The 22,479-nt window shown below is 64.2% G+C and carries 17 protein-coding genes; 16 read left to right on the plus strand and 1 reads right to left on the minus strand.

Features of this window, described 5'->3' with window-relative positions; all coding sequences use genetic code 11:
* Nucleotides 1–3 precede the first annotated feature (3 nt).
* The 16 genes from AC1P6P_RS12915 to AC1P6P_RS12990 all read left to right on the plus strand — a co-directional run bounded on the left by AC1P6P_RS12915 (nt 4) and on the right by AC1P6P_RS12990 (nt 21,485).
* A complete protein-coding gene (locus AC1P6P_RS12915) occupies nt 4–921 on the plus strand; it encodes an XrtA system polysaccharide deacetylase (RefSeq protein ID WP_481402853.1) in 918 nt (305 codons plus the stop codon).
* Nucleotides 918–2,138, plus strand: coding sequence for a TIGR03087 family PEP-CTERM/XrtA system glycosyltransferase (locus tag AC1P6P_RS12920; protein ID WP_481402854.1), 1,221 nt, complete (start codon nt 918–920; stop codon nt 2,136–2,138). Before AC1P6P_RS12915 ends, AC1P6P_RS12920 begins: the two co-directional genes overlap by 4 nt.
* Nucleotides 2,135–3,643: an exosortase A gene (gene xrtA, locus AC1P6P_RS12925; RefSeq protein WP_481402855.1), complete on the plus strand. Its 1,509-nt coding sequence runs from the start codon at nt 2,135–2,137 to the stop codon at nt 3,641–3,643. The genes AC1P6P_RS12920 and xrtA overlap by 4 nt, the downstream gene beginning before the upstream one ends.
* A gap of 3 nt (nt 3,644–3,646) precedes the next feature.
* Complete coding sequence (locus AC1P6P_RS12930) at nt 3,647–5,560, plus strand: XrtA/PEP-CTERM system amidotransferase (protein ID WP_481402856.1); 1,914 nt, start codon at nt 3,647–3,649, stop codon at nt 5,558–5,560.
* 223 nt (nt 5,561–5,783) lie between these two features.
* Entirely contained in the window at nt 5,784–9,167 is a 3,384-nt protein-coding gene (locus AC1P6P_RS12935) for an autotransporter domain-containing protein (RefSeq protein WP_481402857.1), read from the plus strand.
* A gap of 219 nt (nt 9,168–9,386) precedes the next feature.
* On the plus strand, nt 9,387–9,998 hold the full coding sequence (locus tag AC1P6P_RS12940) for a ribonuclease D (protein ID WP_481402858.1): 612 nt from the start codon (nt 9,387–9,389) through the stop codon (nt 9,996–9,998).
* Between the two features lie 171 nt (nt 9,999–10,169).
* Entirely contained in the window at nt 10,170–11,168 is a 999-nt protein-coding gene (locus AC1P6P_RS12945; protein WP_481402859.1) for a KpsF/GutQ family sugar-phosphate isomerase, read from the plus strand.
* Nucleotides 11,165–11,866, plus strand: a complete 702-nt coding sequence (lptC, locus tag AC1P6P_RS12950) for an LPS export ABC transporter periplasmic protein LptC (protein WP_481402860.1) — start codon at nt 11,165–11,167, stop codon at nt 11,864–11,866. Before AC1P6P_RS12945 ends, lptC begins: the two co-directional genes overlap by 4 nt.
* Nucleotides 11,863–12,372, plus strand: coding sequence for a lipopolysaccharide transport periplasmic protein LptA (gene lptA, locus AC1P6P_RS12955; protein WP_481402861.1), 510 nt, complete (start codon nt 11,863–11,865; stop codon nt 12,370–12,372). Before lptC ends, lptA begins: the two co-directional genes overlap by 4 nt.
* A 40-nt stretch (nt 12,373–12,412) precedes the next feature.
* The gene (lptB, locus tag AC1P6P_RS12960; protein ID WP_481402862.1) at nt 12,413–13,192 is read left to right on the plus strand and encodes an LPS export ABC transporter ATP-binding protein; all 780 of its coding nucleotides are present in this window, start codon (nt 12,413–12,415) and stop codon (nt 13,190–13,192) included.
* 38 nt (nt 13,193–13,230) lie between these two features.
* The gene (rpoN, locus tag AC1P6P_RS12965; protein WP_481402863.1) at nt 13,231–14,748 is read left to right on the plus strand and encodes an RNA polymerase factor sigma-54; all 1,518 of its coding nucleotides are present in this window, start codon (nt 13,231–13,233) and stop codon (nt 14,746–14,748) included.
* Nucleotides 14,749–14,944: 196 nt separating this feature from the next.
* Nucleotides 14,945–15,418 (plus strand): PTS IIA-like nitrogen regulatory protein PtsN, encoded by a 474-nt coding sequence (ptsN, locus tag AC1P6P_RS12970; protein ID WP_481402864.1) that lies wholly within the window; start codon nt 14,945–14,947, stop codon nt 15,416–15,418.
* A 180-nt stretch (nt 15,419–15,598) separates the two neighbouring features.
* The gene (locus AC1P6P_RS12975; RefSeq protein WP_481402865.1) at nt 15,599–16,780 is read left to right on the plus strand and encodes a hypothetical protein; all 1,182 of its coding nucleotides are present in this window, start codon (nt 15,599–15,601) and stop codon (nt 16,778–16,780) included.
* A gap of 80 nt (nt 16,781–16,860) precedes the next feature.
* Complete coding sequence (locus AC1P6P_RS12980; protein ID WP_481402866.1) at nt 16,861–19,638, plus strand: UPF0182 family membrane protein; 2,778 nt, start codon at nt 16,861–16,863, stop codon at nt 19,636–19,638.
* Nucleotides 19,639–19,704: 66 nt separating this feature from the next.
* The gene (locus tag AC1P6P_RS12985) at nt 19,705–20,565 is read left to right on the plus strand and encodes a tetratricopeptide repeat protein (RefSeq protein WP_481402867.1); all 861 of its coding nucleotides are present in this window, start codon (nt 19,705–19,707) and stop codon (nt 20,563–20,565) included.
* A gap of 5 nt (nt 20,566–20,570) precedes the next feature.
* Nucleotides 20,571–21,485, plus strand: coding sequence for an aspartyl protease family protein (locus tag AC1P6P_RS12990; protein ID WP_481402868.1), 915 nt, complete (start codon nt 20,571–20,573; stop codon nt 21,483–21,485).
* Here AC1P6P_RS12990 and AC1P6P_RS12995 read toward each other — a convergent pair.
* A complete protein-coding gene (locus tag AC1P6P_RS12995; RefSeq protein ID WP_481402869.1) occupies nt 21,482–22,234 on the minus strand; it encodes an acyl-[acyl-carrier-protein] thioesterase in 753 nt (250 codons plus the stop codon). The genes AC1P6P_RS12990 and AC1P6P_RS12995 overlap by 4 nt on opposite strands.
* Nucleotides 22,235–22,479: the final 245 nt, after the last annotated feature.

Genomic DNA, 22,479 nt, shown 5'->3' on the forward strand with positions numbered 1-22,479 from the left:
GCCATGGACTGCGGTGTCCTCGAACGCGCCGATCCCGACAGCATCATTGCTTCCTGGCGCGCCCATCCGGCGGCGGATACGGGCGCGACGCAGAATGCGCTCACCGTCGATGTCGAAGACTGGTTTCAGGTGGAAGCGTTCGCCGGCGTTATTGACCCCGCCTCGTGGCCGTCACGCGAATGCCGCATTGAGGCCAACGTGCATCGCATCCTCGATTTGTTCGACGCGGCGGGCGTTCGCGGCACCTTCTTCACGCTGGCCTGGATCGCCGAGCGCTATCCGCGGCTGGTGCGCGCCATCGTCAAGCGCGGCCACGAGCTCGCCTCGCATGGTTCCGAGCACCGCCGCGTCGATCGCCAGTCGGCGGCCGAGTTTTTCGCCGACATCGATCACGCGCGCCATGTGCTGGAAGACATTGCCGGCGCTGCAGTGAAGGGCTATCGCGCCCCGAGTTTTTCGCTGACCCGCAACAGCCTGTGGGCGCATGAAACCCTGGCGCGCGCCGGTTATCGCTATTCCTCGAGCGTCAATCCGATCACGCATGACACCTATGGCATTCCCGAGGCGCCGCGGTTTGCATTTCATCCCTTCGACGGCTTTCTCGAAATTCCGGTGAGTTCGGTGCGGGCCCTGGGGCGCAACTGGCCGTGCGGCGGCGGCGGCTATTTCCGCCTGTTGCCCTATGCCATCAGCCGCGCCTCGCTCCAAACCGTGGCGCGCCGCGACCGGCGGCCGTTCGTATTCTATTTCCATCCCTGGGAGATCGATCCCGCCCAGCCGCGCGTGACCGTGGCGCCGTTAAAATCGCGCCTGCGCCATTACGTCAATCTCGGCGCGATGGAGCACAAGATCGTCCGCTTGCTGAAGGATTTCCGCTGGGGGCGGATGGACGAGATTTTCCTCCGGGCGTCGGCGCCATGAATGTGCTGTTCCTCTGCCACCGCATTCCATTCCCGCCCGACAAAGGCGAGAAAATCCGCGCCTTTCACATATTGAAGCATCTGGCCCAGCGCCACACCGTGCATCTGGCCGCCTTCGTTGACGATCCCGCCGATCTTGGGCATCGCGAAGCGCTGCGCCCATTCGTCAAAGGCGAGATGGCGCTGCTGCCGCTGTCGCGCACGGTGGCACGAGCCCGCATGGCTTTCGCGCTTGTTGCCGGCGCCCCGCTGACGACATCCTACTTCGCCTCGGCGGCGCTGGAACGCTGGATTGGTGCAGTATTGGCGCGCGGCATCGACCGGACCGTTGTCTTCAGCTCGGCGATGGCGCCGTTCCTGATGCGGAGCGGATTCGATCCGGCCAAGGTCGTTCTCGACATGGTCGATGTCGATTCCGACAAGTGGCGGCAATACGCGTCCACTGCGCGCGGCCCCAAGAAATGGATTTACGCCCGCGAGGCTTCGGCGTTGTTCGCGCTGGAGCAGCGGGCGGCGTCGGCGTTCGGCGCGACGGTGCTGGTGTCGCCGTTCGAAGCGCGCACCTTCGCCGAGTTGGTGCCCGAGGTGCGCAATCGCATCCACAGCGTTGCCAACGGGGTCGATCTTGCGCCCACGGGACCGCTGGCCAATCCCTATCCGGCGGACGAAATCCCGCTGGCGATGGTCGGCACCATGGATTACTGGCCGAATGTAGAGGGCGCGATCTGGTTCGCGGACACCGTCTTGCCGCGCGTGCGCCAAGCGCTGCCACAAGCCCGTTTCTATGTCGTCGGTGCCAAGCCGGCCGCCGCGTTGCGCGTGCCCCGTGACGGGGTGATCGTGACCGGCAAGGTCGCCGACGTTCGCCCCTATGTCGCGCACGCGGCCGCCGTGGTGGCACCGCTGCGTCTGGCGCGGGGCGTGCAGAACAAGGTGCTCGAGGGTCTGGCGCTGCAGCGCCCGGTGGTGGCGACGAACGCGGCGAGCCGCGGTTTGGCGGTCGTGCCCGGGCGCGATCTGTGGGTCGCCGATCGTCCCGAGGCGTTCGCGAGCGCGGTCATTGCTGCGGCCACCGGTCCCGACAGCGCCCGCATCGCCGCCAACGGCCGCGCCCTGGTCGAACGCGAATACGATTGGGATGCCACGTTGCGCTCGCTCGACCGCCTGCTGGAAACCGCACCGCATCACGCCGACACCGTGCGGCTGGAGGCATCATGAGCAGCGCCACGCGGCCACAGACTCTCAGCCTGCCGACATGGACCGTGCATCTGGCGGTGCTCGGCGGATTGCTTGCGGTGCTCGGCGGGCTTTACGCGCGCACCATCGCCGCGGCCGTCACGGTGTGGTGGGTGTCGCCGACGTTTTCGCATTGTTTCCTCATCATTCCGGTGTCGGCCTATCTGATCTGGGGCAGCCGCAAAGAGCTTGCAGCGCTGACGCCGACGGCCTTCCCCAAAGCGCTGTGGCTGATGCTGCCGGTGGCGGCGGCGGCATTCGTCGGTGCGCTCGCCTCCATCAATGAAGTGGAGCAACTGGCGCTGGTCGCGTTCGCGCAAGTGCTGGCGCTGGCGGTGCTCGGCCCGGCGGTCTATCGCGTCATCCTGTTTCCGGCGCTGTTCCTGTTTTTCCTGGTGCCGATGGGCGGGTATCTGATCGGCCCGCTGCAGCACTTTACGACCTGGTTCATCGATCATGGCCTGACGCTGCTCGGCATCCTGCATTTCACCGAAGGCAACATGGTGGAACTGGCCAATGGCACCTTCCAGGTCGCCGAGGCGTGCGCAGGCTTGCGGTTTCTGATCGCCACCGTCGCGGTCGGCGCCCTGTTCGCCTACATGAGCTATCGCAGGTGGAACAAGATCGCCCTGTTCATGCTGGCGTGCGTGATCGTGCCGATCCTCGGCAACGGCCTTCGTGCGCTGGGCATCGTGCTGCTGGCGCATTTTTCCGACAACAGGGTCGCCGTCGGTGCCGATCATCTCGTTTATGGCTGGGGCTTTTCGGTCGCCATCCTGGCGGCGCTGATGTGGGTGGGCGCGAAATTTTCCGACGACATCAGGCCGGCGGCGCCGCCCGCGATGCCGGCCACTGCGCCGCGCCCGCAGTTGTTGCCGCTGACCGTGCTGCTCGGCCTCATCGCCATTGCCGCGGTGCCGGCGTTCGCGGCGTGGCAATCGGGACGCGCGCGCGCCGTCGATGCGGAGGCCTTCGCTTCGCCGCCGACGTTGCCCGGTTTCACGACCGCGGCGGTATCGCACGACTGGGCTCCGGGATTTCAGGCGCCCGATGCCATGCTGGCGTTCGCGCTGCGCCGCGACGGCGCGCCGGTGGATGTGTTCGTCGATTACTACGACCGCGCCGGTGGCAACCTGATCTCGTCGGCCAACAAGTTCTGGGATGAAGAGGCGTGGCATCCGATCAGCGAAACCAATGCGGCGGCAAAAATCGGCGCTGAGCCGGTTTCCTTCCGCGAATTGCAGATCGGCTCGGCCGGCGGCACGCGGCTGGTGTGGTGGACGTACGTCAGCAATGGCGCCTTCACCCAAAGCGGCCTCACCGTCAAACTTGATCGCGTCACGGCGGCGCTCATCGGCGGGCGCGGGGCGGCGCTGCTGGCGCTGTCGACGCCGATCGATGGTGAACCCGAAGCGGCGCGGGCGCGTTTGCGCCAAGCGGCGGCAGCGCTTTCCCCGATCAAGGACCGCCTCGCCAGGATGGAGTAAAGCATGTGCGGCATCAGCGGGTGGTTTGACGCGGGCGGGCTGAGGGCTCCCGACCGGCTGGTGGCCAAGGCGATGAACGACGCCATCGCCCATCGCGGTCCCGACGGGGAAGGTTTTCATTTCGAGCCCGGCATCGCGCTCGGCCACCGCCGGCTGGCGATCATCGATCTGGCGACCGGCGAGCAGCCGATGTTCACGGAAGGCAATCGCATCGCCATCGTCTTCAACGGCGAGATTTTCAATTACCGCGACCTCAGGCGCGTGCTCGAGCGGCGCGGCCATCTGTTCCGCACCCGCTCCGACACCGAAGTGATCCTGCGCGGCTGGGTCGAGTGGGGCAGCGACGTCGTCGACCAGATTCACGGCCAGTTCGCGTTCGCGCTATGGGACCGCAGCGAGCAGACGCTGTTCCTGGCCCGCGACCGTCTCGGCGAGAAGCCGCTTTATTATGCCATGCTGCCCGATAGGACCTTGCTGTTCGGTTCGGAACTGAAGGCGCTGATGGCGAGCCCGTCGCTGCCGCGCACCATCGATCCGCAGGCGGTGGAGGATTTTTTCGCCTTCGGCTACATCACCGATCCGCGCACGATCTATACCGGCGTCAAGAAACTCGGTGCCGGCCAGACGCTGCTGCTGCAGCGCGGCCAATCGCCGAAAATTCGCACCTATTGGGAGCCGCGGCCGGCCGGTATCGGCGAACAGAATCTCGATCGCGCCGCCTCGGCGTTGCGCGACCGGCTGTCGGGGGCGGTGCGCTCGCAACTTGTTGCCGACGTGCCGGTTGGGGCGTTCCTCTCCGGCGGCGTCGATTCCAGCGCCGTCACGGCCCTGATGGCCGAAGCGGTGCCGCACGCGCTGTCGTGCTTCACCATCGGTTTCGACGATCCCAAATTCGACGAGCGCCGCTACGCCGAGGAAGTCGCCAGCCGCTACGAAGCCCGCCATCATGTGGAGGTCGTGTCGCCCGACGACATGGACACGGTGGACGCGCTGCCCGGCATTTTCGACGAGCCATTCGGCGATTCCTCGGCGCTGCCGACGTTCCGCCTGGCGCGGCTGGCGCGCCGCCATGTCACGGTGGCGCTGTCGGGCGATGGCGGCGACGAGTTGTTCGCGGGCTACCGCCGCTATCTTTTCCACGGCCGCGAAGAGGCGATGCGCGGGATGTTGCCGTCGGGCGTGCGCCGCTCGCTGTTCGGCACCCTTGGCCGGCTCTATCCGCAGCTCGACTGGGCGCCGCGGTTCATGCGGGCGCGCCAGACCTTCCGCGAACTGGCGGTGTCGGCGGCGGAAGGCTATTTCCACAACGTCGCGGTGCTCTCCGACGAACAGCGGGCGGCGCTGTTCTCGCCCGATCTCGCCCGCGCCATTTCCGGCTACCGCGCCGCCGACGTCATCGCCGCCCACATGGCCAACGCCCCGACCGACGATCCGGTCGGCGCCGCGCAATATGTCGATCTTAAGACCTGGCTGGTCGGCGACATCCTGACCAAGGTCGATCGCACCGCGATGGCGAACAGCCTGGAAGTGCGCGTGCCGATGCTTGATCCGACCTTCGTCGAATGGGCGATGGGGTTGCCGCGGTCGCTGAAGCTGGCAGGCGGCGAGGGCAAGCTGGTGCTGAAGCGGGCGCTGGAGCCGCTGGTGCCGAACGATCTGCTCTATCGCAAGAAGCAGGGCTTCTCGGTACCGCTGGCAAAGTGGTTCCGTGGGCCGTTCGGTCAGGGGTTCGCCGGCAAACTCGGTCGCGGCACGTTGCTGGCCGAGCATTTTGACATGACGACCGTGCACCGGCTGGTGGACGCCCATCGCCAAGGCTGGTCGGACAACAGCCGCACCTTATGGCTGCTGTGGATGTTCAACGGCTTCCTGGAACGCCACGGCCGCAGCGCCCGGCTGCCCGAAACCGCGGCGTAGTTTGGGATTCTTAAAAGCACTCTACTAAGACGTGTGATAATTGCGCCATTACACGCGTAAATTTAATTTTCCAGACACCGTTAACATTGACGTTTTCCCTAAGGAAGGGAACTCTGGTCCATCGCACCCGTAAAAGTTGGGTGGTTCTTTCAGCATGCCTCCCAAATTTGTGGTGCATCTCGGCGGCCGCAATGCGGCCTCGGTATTTGGCTGGGGGGTCCTTATGGCGCAATTCTCACATGTCTCGAAATCCATGCTGCGGTCGAGCACGGCGGCGTTGGCGCTTGCAGCCGGATGTCTTGCGTTTTCACCGTCGCATGCGATCGTCGGCAACGATAACTACACGCCGGCCCAGCTGGTCGACACCACGCCCGTGACCGGCATCGGTCAGATGGTCATTGATGAGCAGAACGGCTTCGTCGGCCTCTGCACTGCCACGCTGATCAACCCGCGCACGGTGATTTTCGCATCGCATTGCGTCAACGAGGGCGATACCACGTTCGTGCCGGGATCGGCCTACGGCGCCGCCAACGACGGAATACCGATCGCCTTCTTCTTTAATGCCAACAATAACGCTTCGGGCAACTCCGCTATCGCGCACTGGCTGTATGGCGTGAACGGCAATGGGGTCTACCAGACCCGCACCAGCGAATACGCCTACAACTCGAATTACGTGGTCTACAACACGCAGAGCACGCAGCTTGGCCTCGGCGGCAACTTCCTGCAGGCCGATATCGCGATGGCGGCGCTCGATACGCCCGCGACCAACCTGCCGACGTGGACGCTGCTGTTCTCGCCGCTGACGCAGCCGACGCACGCCACGATCGCCGGCTACGGCGCCAACGGCACCGGCACGGACGGCTCGGTCAACGGCATCGATTTCCGCCGGCGGGTGGCTGAGAACACCCTCAGCCTCCTCGGTTCCCTGGACGATGTCGATTCATCCCTGTTCGGTTCACCCGACGGACTGCCGCAGAATTTGTACCAGATCGATTTCAACGACCCGAAATACGGAACCGCAGCCGCCAACCAGTACGACTTCAACATCTTCCACGATGCAGCCCTGCTGAAGGAAGCCATCACCGCAGGCGGCGATTCCGGCGGTCCGCTGATCGTCGACCAGATGTTCTCGACCCAGGTCATCGCGGCCGTGCTGTCGGGCGGTACGCGCTATTTCAACAGTCAGCCTTCGGCCAGTTACGGCACCACGTCGTTCTACCAGCCGCTTTATCTGTATTGGGATTGGATCGTCGCCAACAATCCCTACAAGTACGTCTCGGCGAAGGCGGGCGACGGCAGCTGGACCGATCCGAGCCATTGGGTGATGGATCTCGATCCCAATTACGTCACCATTTCTGCCAACGGAACGCTGGTGAATGCGCTGCCGACGACGCCGGCACAAGGCCTGCCGGATATCGACGGAGTCAACACGCCGAAGTTCGGGCAGGTCTGCTATTTGAATGATTGCTTCGACATCGGCACCAACACGCCCATCACATATTCCGGCATGGGTTCGGCTCCGGACTCCGCGATTTCGGCGGATACTTCAGCAACCGCTCCTTTGACCGATCTGGTCAAGACGTGGTTTGCCACGGGAGGAGGCTCGCCCAACGCGAATCCCGCGACTCTTCCGGCACCAACGCCGGCGAACGGTTTGCCCGGCTCGACCAATTTCGTTCCCGATGATAACGACGGTGATCCTGTCGCCGGCACTCCGGCGCGGTATTACGACGTGACGCTGTCGGCGGATGGTACGACGACGCTCGCCAACGCCCAAATCATAATCGACAGGTTGACCATCAACGGCGCCAAGACGGGGCTGACCGTCGCATCGTCGGGCGCCCTGGGTGTGTGGATCGATGCCACCATGTACGCCGGCAATCTGCGGGTCGACGGCATGCTGGTCAGCAACGGCGATCTGGCGCTGATGGGCGGCGTCCTGTCGGGCACCGGCATCGTGGTGGCGCCCTACACGACGGCGATTCTGGGTGCCATCGCGCCGGGAACGATCGGAACAACCGGTACGCTTTCGATCTTCGGCAACGTGGTGCTGTCAAGCCATGCGGGGCTGCTGATCGATCTGGGTGCCACCGACAATGACAGACTGGATGTCTACCAGGGCACACTTTCGCTCGGTGGCACGCTGCTCTTGAATCCGGTCAGTGGCTTTAAGCCAAAATGGCATCAGGCATTGGTCGTCGCCACCGCCGACGTTATCAGCGGCAGCTTCGCCTCGGTGCCCGATCCTTTTGCAGGCGTATTGTACCCGGCGGTCTCGAAGCTGACGGCGAACGGCTACGACTCGGAAGTGGTAACTATCGAGGCGGCGTCATTCGGGACCGTACTGACCAATCCGAGCAATGATCAGCGCTCCATCGGCTGGCTTTTGGACGGCGACCGGGCCGGCTCTTACACCGCCATGGCCCCCCTTTACGACGGCATCGACATGCTGTCCGACGGGCCGTTAGGCAGTGCCTTCAATCAACTGGTACCCGACGCGGCGCGCTCCATTCCACAGGTGTCGCTCCTGCTCGCCGATGCTCAGACATCGTTCATGTGGCAGTACCTCGGCGCGATGAGCCCGTCCGAAGACAGCAAAGTCGCCATCCAGACCGGTGCCCTGAAACTGGCGCAGAATTTCAATGTCGGTTCGTATGAAATGCGTGGCTTGCTGGCCAATCTCGGCTCAACAGGGCAGTGCGGCGCCGGTATCGTCTGCGCCACCGACGGGAGTTCGGGTGGTGGTGCGGGCGCCGTGGACCTGCCGAAGGGCGTCGGAGCGTTCCTCTCCGGCCAAAGAATCGAGGGCAACGTCAACCTTGGCGGCTCCGGGGGCAAGGCCGATGTCGACGGCTATCTGATCGTGGTTGGAGCCGACCTCGCGATCAGGAATACCGTCCGGCTCGGTCTGTCGTTTGGCTTTGGCGAGGCTGATGCCACGCTGCGCACCCAGCCGGCCCACACCAAGACGAGCGCCAAGCAATGGCTCGCTTACGGCATGTACTTGGACGAGAACGGTTATTTCCTCGACGGGTACGCTGGTGTCGGCTTGGACGCGGTCCACACCAGCCGTCAGGTTTCGCTCGGCGGCACCGCTTTCCAGTTGGACGGGCGCACCAGCGGGTTGACGCCGCTGTTCGGTATCCAGGCGGGCAAGGTGTTTACCGACGTGATGGGCGGCACGTTCAAGCCGGCAATCGGGCTCCAGTATGGCATCACGCATATCAGCCATTACGCGGAAACCGGTGGTGCACCGGCGTTGATGTTCAACGACTACAGCCGGGAGAACGCCGCCGTGCGCATCGGTTTTGACTCCGATTGGGCAGTGGACGTCGGCGGCATCGTGGTGAAGCCGCAGGTACACGCGTTCTTGGTCGGCAAGATCGATTCCAACGACGCCAATGTGACGACGGCGTTTGCGGCGGCTCCGGGTATGACGGCGCAGTTCGATATCGCGGGTGATTCGTCGGTGTGGGCGGACATCGGTCTGAAGATCGAGACGGCAATCTGCGACAACGCGGCACTCGCGGTGACCTTCAACGCCAATCCCGGCAATGCGGGCGGGACCTATACCTCGGTGGGCGGCTCGCTGCGGATCAAATTCTGAGCAATTGGATCAGCTTGACGATGGGCCCGAGAACGACATCCTCGGGCCCATTTTGCGGAAAATACCCGCGATTTCAAAACGTTGGCTGTTACGATCCCTGCGGTCTCGTGGCCTCGCCACGGAGCGGGCGGGTTGTCACGGCGTGTCCCCGTTTGTTCGCGTTGAAGGTTGGGTTTATGACTGCCCGGACTGCAATTCGCGCGCAACACAGGTGTCAATTTGAAGATCAAACTGCACAAGAACGACCTGCCGGATGGCCTCGATCTCGGCCCGGTGGTGGCAATCGATACCGAGACCCTTGGCCTCAACCCGATCCGCGATCGGCTATGCCTCGCGCAGATGTCGTCGGGCGATGGCATCTGCCACGCGGTGCAGTTCGAGCTTGGCACCTATAACGCGCCCAACCTGACGCGCATGCTGGCCGATCCGAACACGCTGAAGCTGTTCCACTACGGCCGTTTCGACATCGGCATGTTCCGGCAGGCGCTGGGCGTGGTGACGGCGCCCGTCTACTGCACCAAGATCGCCTCCAAGCTGGTGCGCACCTACACCGACAAGCACGGCCTCAAGGATCTGGTGCGCGAGCTGCTCGGCGTCGATCTCAACAAGGAGCAGCAGAGTTCCGACTGGGGCGCTCCGGAGTTGACGGTGCGGCAGCTCGCCTATGCCGCCAACGATGTCGCGTTCTTGCACCGGTTGCGCGAGGTGCTCGACACCATGCTGGCGCGAGAGGGTCGCACCGCGCTGGCCCAATCGTGCTTTGACTTCCTACCGACCCGGGTGGAACTCGACCTGGCGGGCTGGCCGGAGGTCGATATTTTCGCCCACTGAAACAAATTTAAGTTTGCGGTTCAGATATTTACTGCGATGGAAGAAGCCGCCTTGAACCGAGCCTTGGATTTGGCCACATTTGGCATGAATTTCGCTTAGCGGTCGCCCCTCGGCGGTCGCGACAAAGACAAAGGGCCTCCCGGCCGTGCCGGAGGCCGTCATGGGTGTTGCATGGGGTCCGTCGTCATCAACGAGGGTGTGCCGGCTGAAGGCGATCTGGCTGTCGCTCGCCGGGTGATCGAGTCCGCCGGCGAGGCGGTGCATCTGTTGGCCGACAGTTTGGGGCCGGAATTCACCAAGGCCGTCGACATCCTGCTGGCCGCGACCGGGCGGGTCATCGTCAGCGGCATCGGCAAGTCGGGCCACATCGCCCGCAAGATCGCCGCCACCATGGCCTCCACCGGCACGCCGGCGCATTTCGTCCACCCGTCTGAGGCGAGCCACGGCGATCTCGGCGAAATCACCCTGGGCGACGCGCTGCTGATCCTGTCGTGGCGCGGCGAAACCAGCGAACTGTCCGACCTCATTGTTTACGCCAAGCGCTTCCGCATTCCGCTGATCGGCATGGCCTGGAACCCGGACTCGACGCTGTTGAAGGCCGCCGACGTGGCGTTGAAGCTGCCGCATGTGCGCGAGGCCTGTCCGCACGGGCTGGCGCCGACCACCTCCACCACGCTGATGATCGTGCTCGGCGATGCCCTCGCCATGGCGATGATGCAGCGGCGTGATTTCTCGATGGACGCCTATCGCAATCTGCACCCCGGCGGTTCGCTCGGGCGGGCGCTCATCCGGGTGCAGGATCTGATGCACGGCGCCGCCGACCTGCCGCTGGCGCCCGAAAGCGTGCCGCTGCGCGAAGCGATTGCGGTGATGGAGAAGCACAATTTCGGCTGCGTCGCGCTGACCGGGGCGGGCGGCGAGATGACCGGCATCATCACCGATGGCGATTTGCGCCGCCGCTTCGACCAGAACCTCACCGACGCCAAGGCCGGCGACGTGATGACCAGGGACCCCAAGGTGGTGCGCAGCGATCAGCTTGCCGCCGAGGCGCTGGCCTTGATGAACGACAAGAAGATCACCCAGCTTTTCGTGCTCGATCCCAAGGCCAAGTCCAAAACGCCGGTCGGCATCCTGCACATCCACGACCTCTTGAAGGCGGGGCTCAGATGACCAGGCGCGAGCAGAGCCGCAGCGCCGTCGCCCAGGAGATGCCGCCGCCGCCGGCCGTCGCCGCGCGCGACTGGTCGGCGCGCCAGCGCCTCAGGGCCGGCGATGCGCTGCGCTACTCGCGCTTCGTCAGCGTGATGAAGAAGATCCTGCCGATCGGCGCCATCGTGCTGATGGCCTCGGTAGTGGCCTATTCGGTGATGCCGCGCCACAACGACAAATACCTGACCGCGACGCAGAGCGGCAATCTCGCGCGCGATCTGACGATGACCAAGACCAGCTTCACCGGCACCGACGAGAAGGGCAATCCCTTCAAGGTCACGGCGTCCGAGGTGATCCAGGACCCGAAGTCGAAGAACATGCGCGCCGAGCTCAAGCAGATCGACGCCGACATGCAGTTCGAGGGCAAGAGCTGGGTCAATGCCACCGCCGGCCACGGGTTCATCGACGGCGACAGCGGCATCCTGAAGCTCGACGGCGGCATCGCGGTGTTCACCGACAACGGCTACGAGATGCACACCAAGAGCGCCACCGCCCTGATCAAGGCGAACGTCCTGGAAGGCTTCGAAGGCGTCACGGGGCACGGCCCCACCGGGGAATTCAGCGCCGACCGCTTCCATTTCGACCGGGCCAACAAACAAGTGAAATTATCGGGTCATGTTCACATGATCCTGTATCCGCAGAAGGCGAAGAAACGATGAGGGGACTAGTCGCGATTTTGCTGGCGGGCACCGTCGTGGTCGGTGCCGGTCTGGCCGAGCAGAATTCGGTCACCAAGGGGATGGACAATCCCAATGCACCGATCGATCTGTCGGCCAACGACATGTTCGCCGACCAGAACACCGGCATGGTGGTCTACACCGGCAATGTCATCGTCCATCAGGGCGACATGAAACTTCGGGCCGACAAGATGCGGGCCAAGCTGGTCGGCAACAATCCGACCCATATCTATGCCGACGGGCGGGTGGTGATCGATGCGCCGTCCGGGATCGCCACCGGCGACAACGCCGTCTACGAGGTTACGCCGCGGCTGATCACCATGACCGGCAACGTCGTCCTCACCAAGGACAAGAACGTGCTGCGCGGCCACAAGCTGGTGGTCAACCTGATCAATGGTCAGGCGACGCTTGACGGCGGTCAGGGCAAGGGCGGCAGAGTGCAGGCTTTGTTTACCCCAAAGAGCAGTGACGGCACGCAGAATCCGTAGGTTTCACAATTCCTTAAGCACGAACAGGCACAGTTCTCGCATGGACCCAACAGATACCACCGCAACCGATGGCCAACGCCCCCGCGTGATCGAGGGTGGCAAAGGTCTGGTCGCGACCCGGATTGCCAAGGCCTACAATCAACGTCCCGTCGTGCGCTCGGTGAGCGTGTCGGTGAAGCGGGGCGAGGTGGTGGGCCTGCTCGGTCCCAACGGAGCCGGCAAGACGACCTGCTTCTACATGATCACCGGTCTGATCCCGGTCGACGCCGGCACCATCGAGGTCGACGGCTATGACGTGACGCGGCTGCCGATGTATCGGCGCTCCCGTCTCGGCATCGGCTACCTGCCGCAGGAAGCCTCGATCTTCCGCGGCCTGACGGCGGAAGAGAACATCCGCGCCACCGCCGAACTGGTCGAGCCGGAGCCGGGGCTGCTGGAGGCCGCAGTGGAAGAACTGCTGGCCGAATTCGGCGTCACCCATGTCCGCAACACCCCTTCGATCGCGCTTTCGGGCGGCGAGCGCCGTCGCGTCGAAATCGCCCGGGCGCTGGCGACCCATCCGTCCTACATCCTGCTCGACGAGCCGCTGGCCGGCATCGACCCGATCGCGGTTGGCGAAATCCGCACCCTGGTGAAGCACCTGAAGGATCGCGGCGTTGGCGTCCTGATCACCGACCATAATGTCCGCGACGCCCTCGACATCATCGATCGCGCCTACATCCTGCATGACGGCGTCGTGCTGAAGGAAGGCTCGCCCGGCGACATCGTCGAAGACCGCGACGTCCGGCGCGTCTACCTGGGGGAACGGTTCTCGCTATGAGGCCAGTCGGACCCGCGTTGCGCGAGGAGGGGACCTAGATGGCCGTCTCCCAGCGCCTGGAACTCCGGCAAGGCCAAAGCCTTGTGATGACTCCGCAATTGCAGCAAGCCATCAAGCTGCTGCAGTTGTCGAACATCGAACTGACGGAGTTCTGCGAGCAGGAGCTGGAGAAGAACCCCCTTCTGGAACGCGACGAGAGCGCTCCATCTCTCGAAAACGAGCCGTCGCCTGAAGCGCCGGCCGCGACCGAAACGCTTGACCGCGAGCTGTCGCGCGAAGATTTCTCCAAATGCGCCGACATCGACGCGACCGGCGAAGACCGCTATTCCGACGGCGAGGAACGTCAGGCCACGACGCCCGCCGACAGCGCGCCGCTCGCAGACTGGTCGACGGTGCGCAACAGCCAGCGCTACGAGGGCGACGAGGACCTGCTCGAATCCACCGTCGCCGACGGCGGCACGCTGAAGGATCATCTGCTCGAGCAACTCGCCATCGCCGCGCTGAACCATGATCAGCGACTGATCTGCGTCGCCCTGATCGATGCGGTCGACGAAGCCGGCTATATGCGCGCCGATCTCGACGACATGGCCGTCCGCCTCGGCTGCGACAAGGCCTTGATCGAGAAGACGCTGGCCGTGCTGCAGGGCTTCGATCCGGTCGGCGTTGCCGCGCGCGACCTTGCCGAATGCCTGGCATTGCAGCTCAAGGAAAAGGACCGTTTCGATCCGGCGATGGAAGCGATGGTCGCCCATCTCGATCTGGTCGCCCGCCGCGACATGGGCCAGCTGGCGCAGATTTGCGGCGTCGATACGGCCGACATCGCCGACATGCTGGCGGAAATCCGCGCCCTGTCGCCGAAGCCCGGGCTGCAGTTCACCTCCGATACGGTGCAGCCGGTGGTGCCCGACGTGATCGTGCGCGAAGGCCCCGACGGTGGCTGGCTGATCGAACTCAATTCCGAAACGCTGCCGCGCCTTCTCGTCAATGCCCGCTATTTCTCGCGCGTCTCGGCCAGCGCCCGCGACAAGGATTCCAAGACCTATCTCACCGAGTGCCTCAACAACGCCAACTGGCTGGTCAAGAGCCTCGACCAGCGGGCGCGTACCATTCTCAAGGTGGCGACCGAGATCGTGCGCCAGCAGGACGGGTTCCTCACTTATGGTGTACGGCATCTTCGCCCGCTCAACCTGAGGACCATCGCCGACGCCATCGGGATGCACGAATCGACAGTCAGCCGGGTGACCTCGAACAAATATGTCGCCACGCCGCGCGGACTGTTCGAGCTGAAATACTTCTTCACCGCCGCGATCCAGTCGCTCGACGGTTCCGAATCCCACTCGGCGGAAGCGGTTCGCGATCGCATCCGCGAGATGATCGAGCGCGAAGAGCCGCGCGAGATTTTGTCCGATGATCGGATTGTCGCGATGCTTACCGCCGACGGCGTGCACATCGCGCGGCGGACCGTGGCCAAGTACCGCGAATCGATGCGTATCCCGTCGTCGGTGGAACGGCGGCGCCTCAAAACGGGAGAATCCTTGAATTCCGGGCTTCGCTGATTTCAAGCGTTGACTTTAAAAAATCAGCGGACTAATGGTCCGCGCCCTTCGGACGGGACCCCTGTTCTAGGTTAAGGAAACAGGCCGCAAAAGGCCTTGAAAACGGACAAGACAGTTTCGCAACAAGCAACCGGGTAGCGCGTTCGGATAGGTGTTTTCACTTCTTCGTCGCAGAGTAGGTTACCGTAGGGCCGTCATGCAAATCTCCGACTTGCTCAGTCCTGAAGGTGTGCTTCCGTCTCTGAAAGCGAAAGACAAGAAGCAGCTTCTGCATCATCTTGCCGAAAGGGCGTCGCAGATCACCCGGGTGCCGCAAGCGCGCATCCTCGAGACGCTGGTCGAGCGCGAACGCCTCGGGACCACCGGCGTCGGGCAGGGCATCGCCATCCCGCACGGGCGTCTTTCCGAGATCAAAAAGATCACCGGCATTTTTGCCAAACTTGATACGCCGATCGAATTCGAGGCGGTGGACAACCAGCCGGTCGAACTGGTGTTCATGCTGCTCGCGCCGGAAGGGGCGGGGGCGGATCATTTGAAGGCGCTGGCGCGCGTGTCGCGGCTGCTCCGCAATCAGGCGGCCTGCGAAAAGCTGCGCAAGGCCGGCTCGGCGGAAGCCTTGTATGCGATCCTGACAGAACCCGCCGGCGGCGCCAGCTCGGTCGCGGCCTGATCGTTTTTGCAATAGGTACTTTTCCGCTCCCGCGGCACTGCTAACGATGATCGTGCCGCATCGCAGCGGATTTTTGTGTGCGGGCGTTAACCGGGAAGCCTCGCTGCACTCCACCATCGCTTAAGCCGTCGGCAACGGGCGCGGCGTAGCGTCGGACCCGTAATGCGTGTTGAGGCGTTCATGGAACCTTCGGACCGCAGCGCCAGTTGGGTCACCGCGTCGGCGAAACTGGCACGCAATGGCAGCGCCAATGTCATCGGCATCGAGGGCTTGCGCAAGGCGCTCGGCGAGCGCTGGGCCAAGACGCGCGAAGACGTCGGCCGCAGCCTCGAAACGCTGCTGCGCCAGAAATTGCGGCCGGCCGATTTCTTCCTGGCGCTCGACGATCGGCACACGCTCGTGATCATGCCGAAGACCGCCGCCGAGGACGGCGAGATCGCCTGCCTCAGCATCGCCTATGAACTGAGCCGTACGTTTCTCGGCGCCTGCGGCATCGGCGATCTCGACGTCACGCCGGCGCGCGCGGTCGGCGATACCATCATCGAAGTGGACGCCTTCGATCGCGCCGCGCTGGTGGATCTGGCCGGCAAGGCCGGACTGCAGCTGGCGCCCGACGGCGAGACCGTCGCTCCGGCGCCGTTCGGCGAAGCGGAGATCGCGGTGGCGTATGCGCCGGTGTGGGATGCCCAGTTCCAGGTCATCCGCGCCTATCGCTGCTTGGCGTGCGACGGCCATCGCCCCTATGGCCCGGAAAATTCCGGCCAGCGCCTCCGCGAGCTGTCGCACCTGACCTTGACGCTTCTCGAACGCGGCGGCGCCGAATTGGAACGCCATTTGCGGCGCGGCGAGCGCTTCGTGCTCGGCATTCCGGTGTCGTACGAAGTCCTGACCAGCCCGCTGGCGCGCATGGCATTCCTCGGGCGCTGCCGGGCGCTGTCCGCCGACCTGCGGCCGTATCTTGCCTACACCGTGAAGGACCTGCCGCTCGGCATGCCGCAGCCGCGCGTCGCCGAGGTCGTGACCATCCTGAAGGCATTCTGCGGTGCGGTGCTGATCCGGGCGCCGCGACGGGCCGGGCCGCGGCTCGACGTCTTCGGCGCCTCCGGCGTCAAGGCGGTGGGCGTGTCGCTGCGTGGCCTCGACCCCGCCGACTACAACGTCGAGCTTGGCAACCTGGCGGCCGAGGCGCGCCGCGCCGGACTGATCTCCTTCGCCGAACACGTCGACAGCGAAGACGCATTGCGCGCCGCGCTCGACCGTCAGGTCAAATGGCTCTCGGGAACAGCGGTGGCACCGGCGGTGAGCGAGCCGGGACCCTTGAAAAGCCTGCCGCGCGCGCAGCTCTTCCATCACGCTGCCTGAGCCGCGATCGCTTGCCCCGCTTCCGGCCCACGGTGTAACCTTACGGTTCTCCGTGTCCGCGATTCTCAGGCAGGACTACCGTGACCCCCAGAAATAGACTTTTCCTCATCGTCCTCGGTGTGATCTTTCTCGCGCTCATCACGCTCCGGCTGGCCGCCAGCTTCCTGGTCGACTGGGCGTGGTTCGACTCGCTCGGCTTCGGCGGCGTGTTCTGGACCACGGTCAACGCAAAGATCGCGCTGTTCCTGGCGGTGTTCGTGCCGACGGCGGTCATCCTGTGGGTCAATGCGGCGCTGGCACAGCGGCTGTCGGGATTCCGTCCGACCTTGCGCGCCGTCGTCTCGCCATGGAATTCTATCCCCGGCCTGACGCCGCCGGTGCTGCTGGAGCGGCTCTATCGCTCGTTCCCGTGGCGCGGCGTGATCCTGGCGGTGGCGCTGTTCGTGGCGATGCTGATTGCCGCCTCCGAGATCGGCAACTGGAGCGTGGTGCTGCGCTACATCTATCAGGTGCCCTATGGCCTGAACGATCCGCAGTTCGGCATGGACATCGGCTTCTATCTGTTCTCGCTGCCGGCGCTGACTGCGATCAAGGATTGGATCCTGTTCACCTTGAGTGTCGCGGCGATCATGGCGGCGGTGCTGTACTGGGTGCATGGCGCCATCGTGGTCGATCAGCAGCGCCGTTTCATCGCCCCCGCGGCGGTGGCGCACGCGTCGGTGCTGCTCGGGCTGTGGCTTCTGGTCAAGGCATGGGATTACTGGCTGCAGCGCTTCCAGCTCGTCTACGGCGACAACGGCGCGGTGGTCGGCGCCAGCTATACCGACGTGCACCTGCAGATTCCGATCTTGTGGGCGCTGACCGTGCTGGCGATCGCCGGTGCGGTGGTGTCGTTTGCCGGCGTGCGCGGCCGTTCGCTGAAGCATCCGGCGATGGCGGCGCTGGCGCTGGTGGCGGTGTCGGTGGTGATCGCGCCGGTGATCGCCGGGGTCTACGAGCGCATTTACGTCAAGCCGAACCAGCTGCAGCTGGAAGGGCCCTACATCGCCCGCAACATCCAGATGACGCGCGAGGCCTATGCCCTCGGCAACATCGTGGAGACGCCGTTCGTCGCCGACGAAAAGCTGGACGCGACGGCGCTGGCGGCCAACCGCGCCACGATCGACAACATCCGGCTGTGGGACTACAAGCCGCTGCTGGCGAGCTATTCGCAGCTCCAGGAAATCCGCACCTACTATCGCTTCACCGACGCCGACGTCGACCGCTATATGCTGAACGGCACCTATCAGCAGGTGATGACCAGCGCGCGCGAATTCGATTCCACCCAGCTGCAGCAGAACGCCCAGACCTGGGTGAACCTGCATGTGCTCTACACCCACGGCAACGGCGTGGTGATGAGCCCGGTGACCAAGACCGAAGTCGGCGGCCTGCCGTCCCTGTACATCAAGGACATTCCGCCGGTGTCGTCGGGCGGTCCCGTCATCAAGGAGCCGCGCATCTATTTCGGCGAGAGCGTCGACACCTATGTCGTCGTCAAGGGTTCCACCGACGAATTCGATTATCCCAAGGGCGACAACAACGTCTACACCCGCTACAGCGGCCGCGACGGCGTCGCCATCGGCGGGCTCGGCAACCGGCTGTTGTTCTCGTGGTACTTCGGCGACGTCAATCTGTTGCTGTCGAAATACGTCACCGACGAGAGCCGTATCCTGTTTCGCCGCAACATCCAGCAGCGTGTCAGGGAAATTGCGCCGTTCCTGAGCCTCGACAAGGACCCCTACATCGTCGTTTCCGGCGGCAAGCTTTACTGGCTGCAGGACGCCTACACCACTTCGGACGCCTTCCCCTATTCCAAGGCGACCGAAACCGGCATGGGCAATTACGTCCGCAACGCGGTGAAGATCGTGATCGATGCCTATGACGGCACCGTCTCGTTCTACATCGCCGATCAGACCGATCCGCTGGTCAAGACCTATGCCCGCATCTTCCACGGCTTGTTCCAGCCGCTCCAGGCGATGCCGGCCGACCTCAAGCGCCACATCCGCTATCCCGAGGATTTCTTCGCCATCCAGGCGCAGATGTATGCCTCCTATCACATGGATGCGCCGGAAGTGTTCTTCAGCCGCGAAGATCTCTGGCAGTTCCCCAAGAAGCCGTCGGCCGACGACGACACCGGCGAGTCCCGGATGGAGCCGTACTACATCAACATGCGGCTGCCCGGCGCCAAACAGACCGAGTTCGTGCTGATGCTGCCGATGGTGCCGCGCCAGAAGGAGAACATGATCGCGTGGCTGGCGGCGCGCTGCGATCCCGAGCACTACGGCAAGCTGATCGTGTACACCTTCCCGAAAGACAAAATGGTCTACGGGCCCTATCAGATCAACGCGCTGATCAACCAGAACACCGAGGTTTCGCAGCAGATCACGCTGTGGAACCAGTCGGGCAGCCGGGTGATCCACGGCAACCTGTTGGTGGTGCCGATCGACAATTCGGTGCTCTATGTGATGCCGCTCTACCTGCGGGCCGCATCGGGGCAATTGCCGGAGCTGAAGCGCGTCATCGCCGTCTACAACAACAACGTGGCGATGGAAGAAACCCTCGGACAGGCGCTGGCGAAGCTGTTCAAGGCGCCCGACGGCTCGCTCGACATCGACACCCCGCAGCCGACGGCGACGGCCCAGGCCGTGGCCGGAGCGGTGTTGGCGACGGTCCCGGCGGGATCGGCCAAGGCGGCGCTTGAGCACTACAACAAGGCGATTGCCAAGCTGAAAGCGGGCGATTGGGCCGGTTTCGGCGTCGAGTTCGATGCCATGAAGCCGTCGCTGGAGGACCTCAACCGGCCGGCCGCCAAGAAATAGCCGCCGCATTGCCAGTGTGGTGGGCTCCTCGCTATGATCCTTCCCGGCAGGTTCGGGGGGATGGCCGTGAGGCGTTTTCTGGCGGCTGCCGCGGTTGCGGTCGCGAGTTTGGGCATAGCGTGTGCTGCAGGGTATGACGATTTCACCCGCGGCTTGACCCAGGCGCTGCGCGATGAGCCCGAGGCCGCGATCAATTCCTTCACCGCGGCGATTGCTGCGCCCGACCTGGTGCCCGCCTATAAGCCGGCGGCCTATCGCGGCCGGGCGCTCGCCTACCTTCAGCTCGACCGCTGCCAGGAGGCGCTGACCGATCTCAAATCCTACGAGACGCTGAAGGGCCGCGACACGCCGGTGCTGGTCTATCGCATCTGGGCCGAGCTGTGCCTCAAGGACGTCGCCGCCGCGCACCAGGACCTCGATGAAATCGCCAAGGGCCATATCGGCCTCGCCGACATGTGGGAGTTCCAGCGCCTGGAATGGCGCTACGGCATGTTCGAGGATTCGATGAAGGCGGGCACCGACGCGTTCAAACTCGCCGACAAGTCGAGCGTGATGGCGTCCTACATCCTCTTGTGGCAGGCGATGGCCGCCCATCGCGCCGGCAAGCTCGATCCGGTAGCCCTGGCCGCGTCGGTGGCCGAGCTCAAGGCATCCGACTGGCCGAAGCCGCTGCTCGATCTCTACCTCGGCAAGCAGACGCCCGAAGGCGTGCTGCGCGAGGCCAAAAGCTGGCGCGAGTCGAAGGAAGACGCGCAGATGTGCGAAGCCAATTTCTACACCGGCGAATGGCATCTCGGGCGCGGCGAGAAGGACGCCGCCGTGGCGATGCTGCTGGCCGTCACCAAACGTTGCCCGGTTGATTTCATCGAATTGCCCGCCGCGCGGTCCGAGTTGAAGCGCCTGGGCATCCCGGTCCCCAAGGAGTAGCCCCCATGCGCGGGTTGGCGGGTGTGTTCCTGTTGCTGGCGGCCGCCGCCTCTGCCGACGACGCCAAGCCGCCGCCCGCCGCCACGCCGCCGACGGCGCCAGCCTCGGCGCCAGATTGCCGGCTGCGCCGCAATGCGCTGCTCGACATGGAAATGGACGACACCGGCCGCATCACCGTGCCGGTCACGATCAACGGCCTGGCCAAGCGGATGATGGTCGATACCGGCGCGGCATCGACCTTGATCGCGGCGGAGACGGTCAAGGAACTGCATCTGAGCTCGAAGCGATCGGGTGTGACGATGCAGGGCGTCGGTCGCGTGCTCGCCACCGATTTCACGACGATCGACGAATTTGAAGTCGGTCCGATGAAAGGCACCAAGCTCAGTTTCCTGGTACTCGAGGAGCCGTTCGAGGCTGCTGGACTGCTGGGGGCCGATATCCTGTCGCGCTTCGACGCCGATTACGATTTCGCCGGCGCCAAGCTCAGCCTGTTCGCGCCCGCCGCGTGTCCCGGCCATGTCATGTACTGGACCACCGGCAATTTCGGCGTCGTGCCGTTCGAGGTCGACGAGAACCACATCATGGTCAAGGTCACGCTCGACGGACAGGAGGTCAGGGCGGCTCTCGACACCGGCGCGGCCGACACGATCATGAGCCTCGACCGCGCCTCCGACGCCTTCGACCTCGACGAAAAGAAGCTGAAGAAGTCGCGCCATTATCCCTTCAAGACGCTGACGTTTGGCGAAGTCAGCGTCGGCAATCCGGCAATCGAACTGGTGCCCGACGACGAAAGCGGCGTCATGGGCCACCATTCCTCCGACCTGCAGATGATCATCGGCATGGGTGTGCTGCGGCGTTTGCACCTCTACATCAGCTACAAGGAAAAGAAGATTTACGTTACGCCGGCAACGCAGTATTAGCGCGGCCGCAGCTTCAGCCGGGCGGTGAACGCTGGTTTTTCGTCCGTCGTCTTGCGGCCCTGGAAGTGGCGGACAATCGTGCCGTCTTCGGCCGGCGTGCCGGGCTCGCTTTCGATCACCACGGTATCGCCGACGCCGGTTTCGGCGAGGAAATTCACCTCGTATTCCTCGATGGCGCAGCGTTTCAGTTCGTCGAGCGTCAGGGTGTCGGTCACCCATTGGGCGTAGCGGGTGTTGTTGACGTGGCCGTTGACGTCGAGATCGCTGTTGCGCACCTCGAAGCGGGCGATTTCACCGAGATCGCTGCGCGGCGGTACGCGATCGGCGGTGATGTCGAGCACGCCCTCGGTCCGCGCCGGAATGCCGGACATGATGCGGTCGAGCTTCTGGACCTTGCGCGTATTCCAGTCGAGCACCAGCCAGCTGGTGGAACACTCGCCGACGCGCTTGCCGTCGACCACGATCTCGAATTCGCGCAGCGCCATGATGGCGCCGGAGCGGCGCGGCCAGGTGTTGATGACCACCTTGTCCTGCCACATCGGCCATTCCGTCATCACGACTTTCTGGCGCGACAGCACCCAGATGGTGCCTTTTTCGACCAGCGCCTCGTAACCCCAGCCGAGATGTTCGGCGTGAATCCAGGCGGTGTCCTGCAACAGATTCAACAGGCCGACCAGGCTGAGGCGCTTTTGGTGGTCGAGGATGATGGTGTTGACGTCGAAGGACTGGGTCCAGATCGGATCGGTCATTGTGTACCTCTTACGAGGGTACATGGACCCAAAGCGCGCGGTCGAACAAGAGCGCGGATTAGCTCACGCAAACGAAAAGCCGGAGGGGAGAGGGGCCCTCCGGCTTCCGCTGACGCACGGCGACTGCAAGGGGGGATTAGTGCAGCGAGACCGGCGTGAATTCGTTTTGGATGGCGGCTCCCCAGGCGCTTTAGTAATCGTCGGTGACGCCGATCACGCTGCCGTCTTCGGCATGGAGCACGAAC

This window comes from Rhizomicrobium sp. (assembly GCF_056722145.1).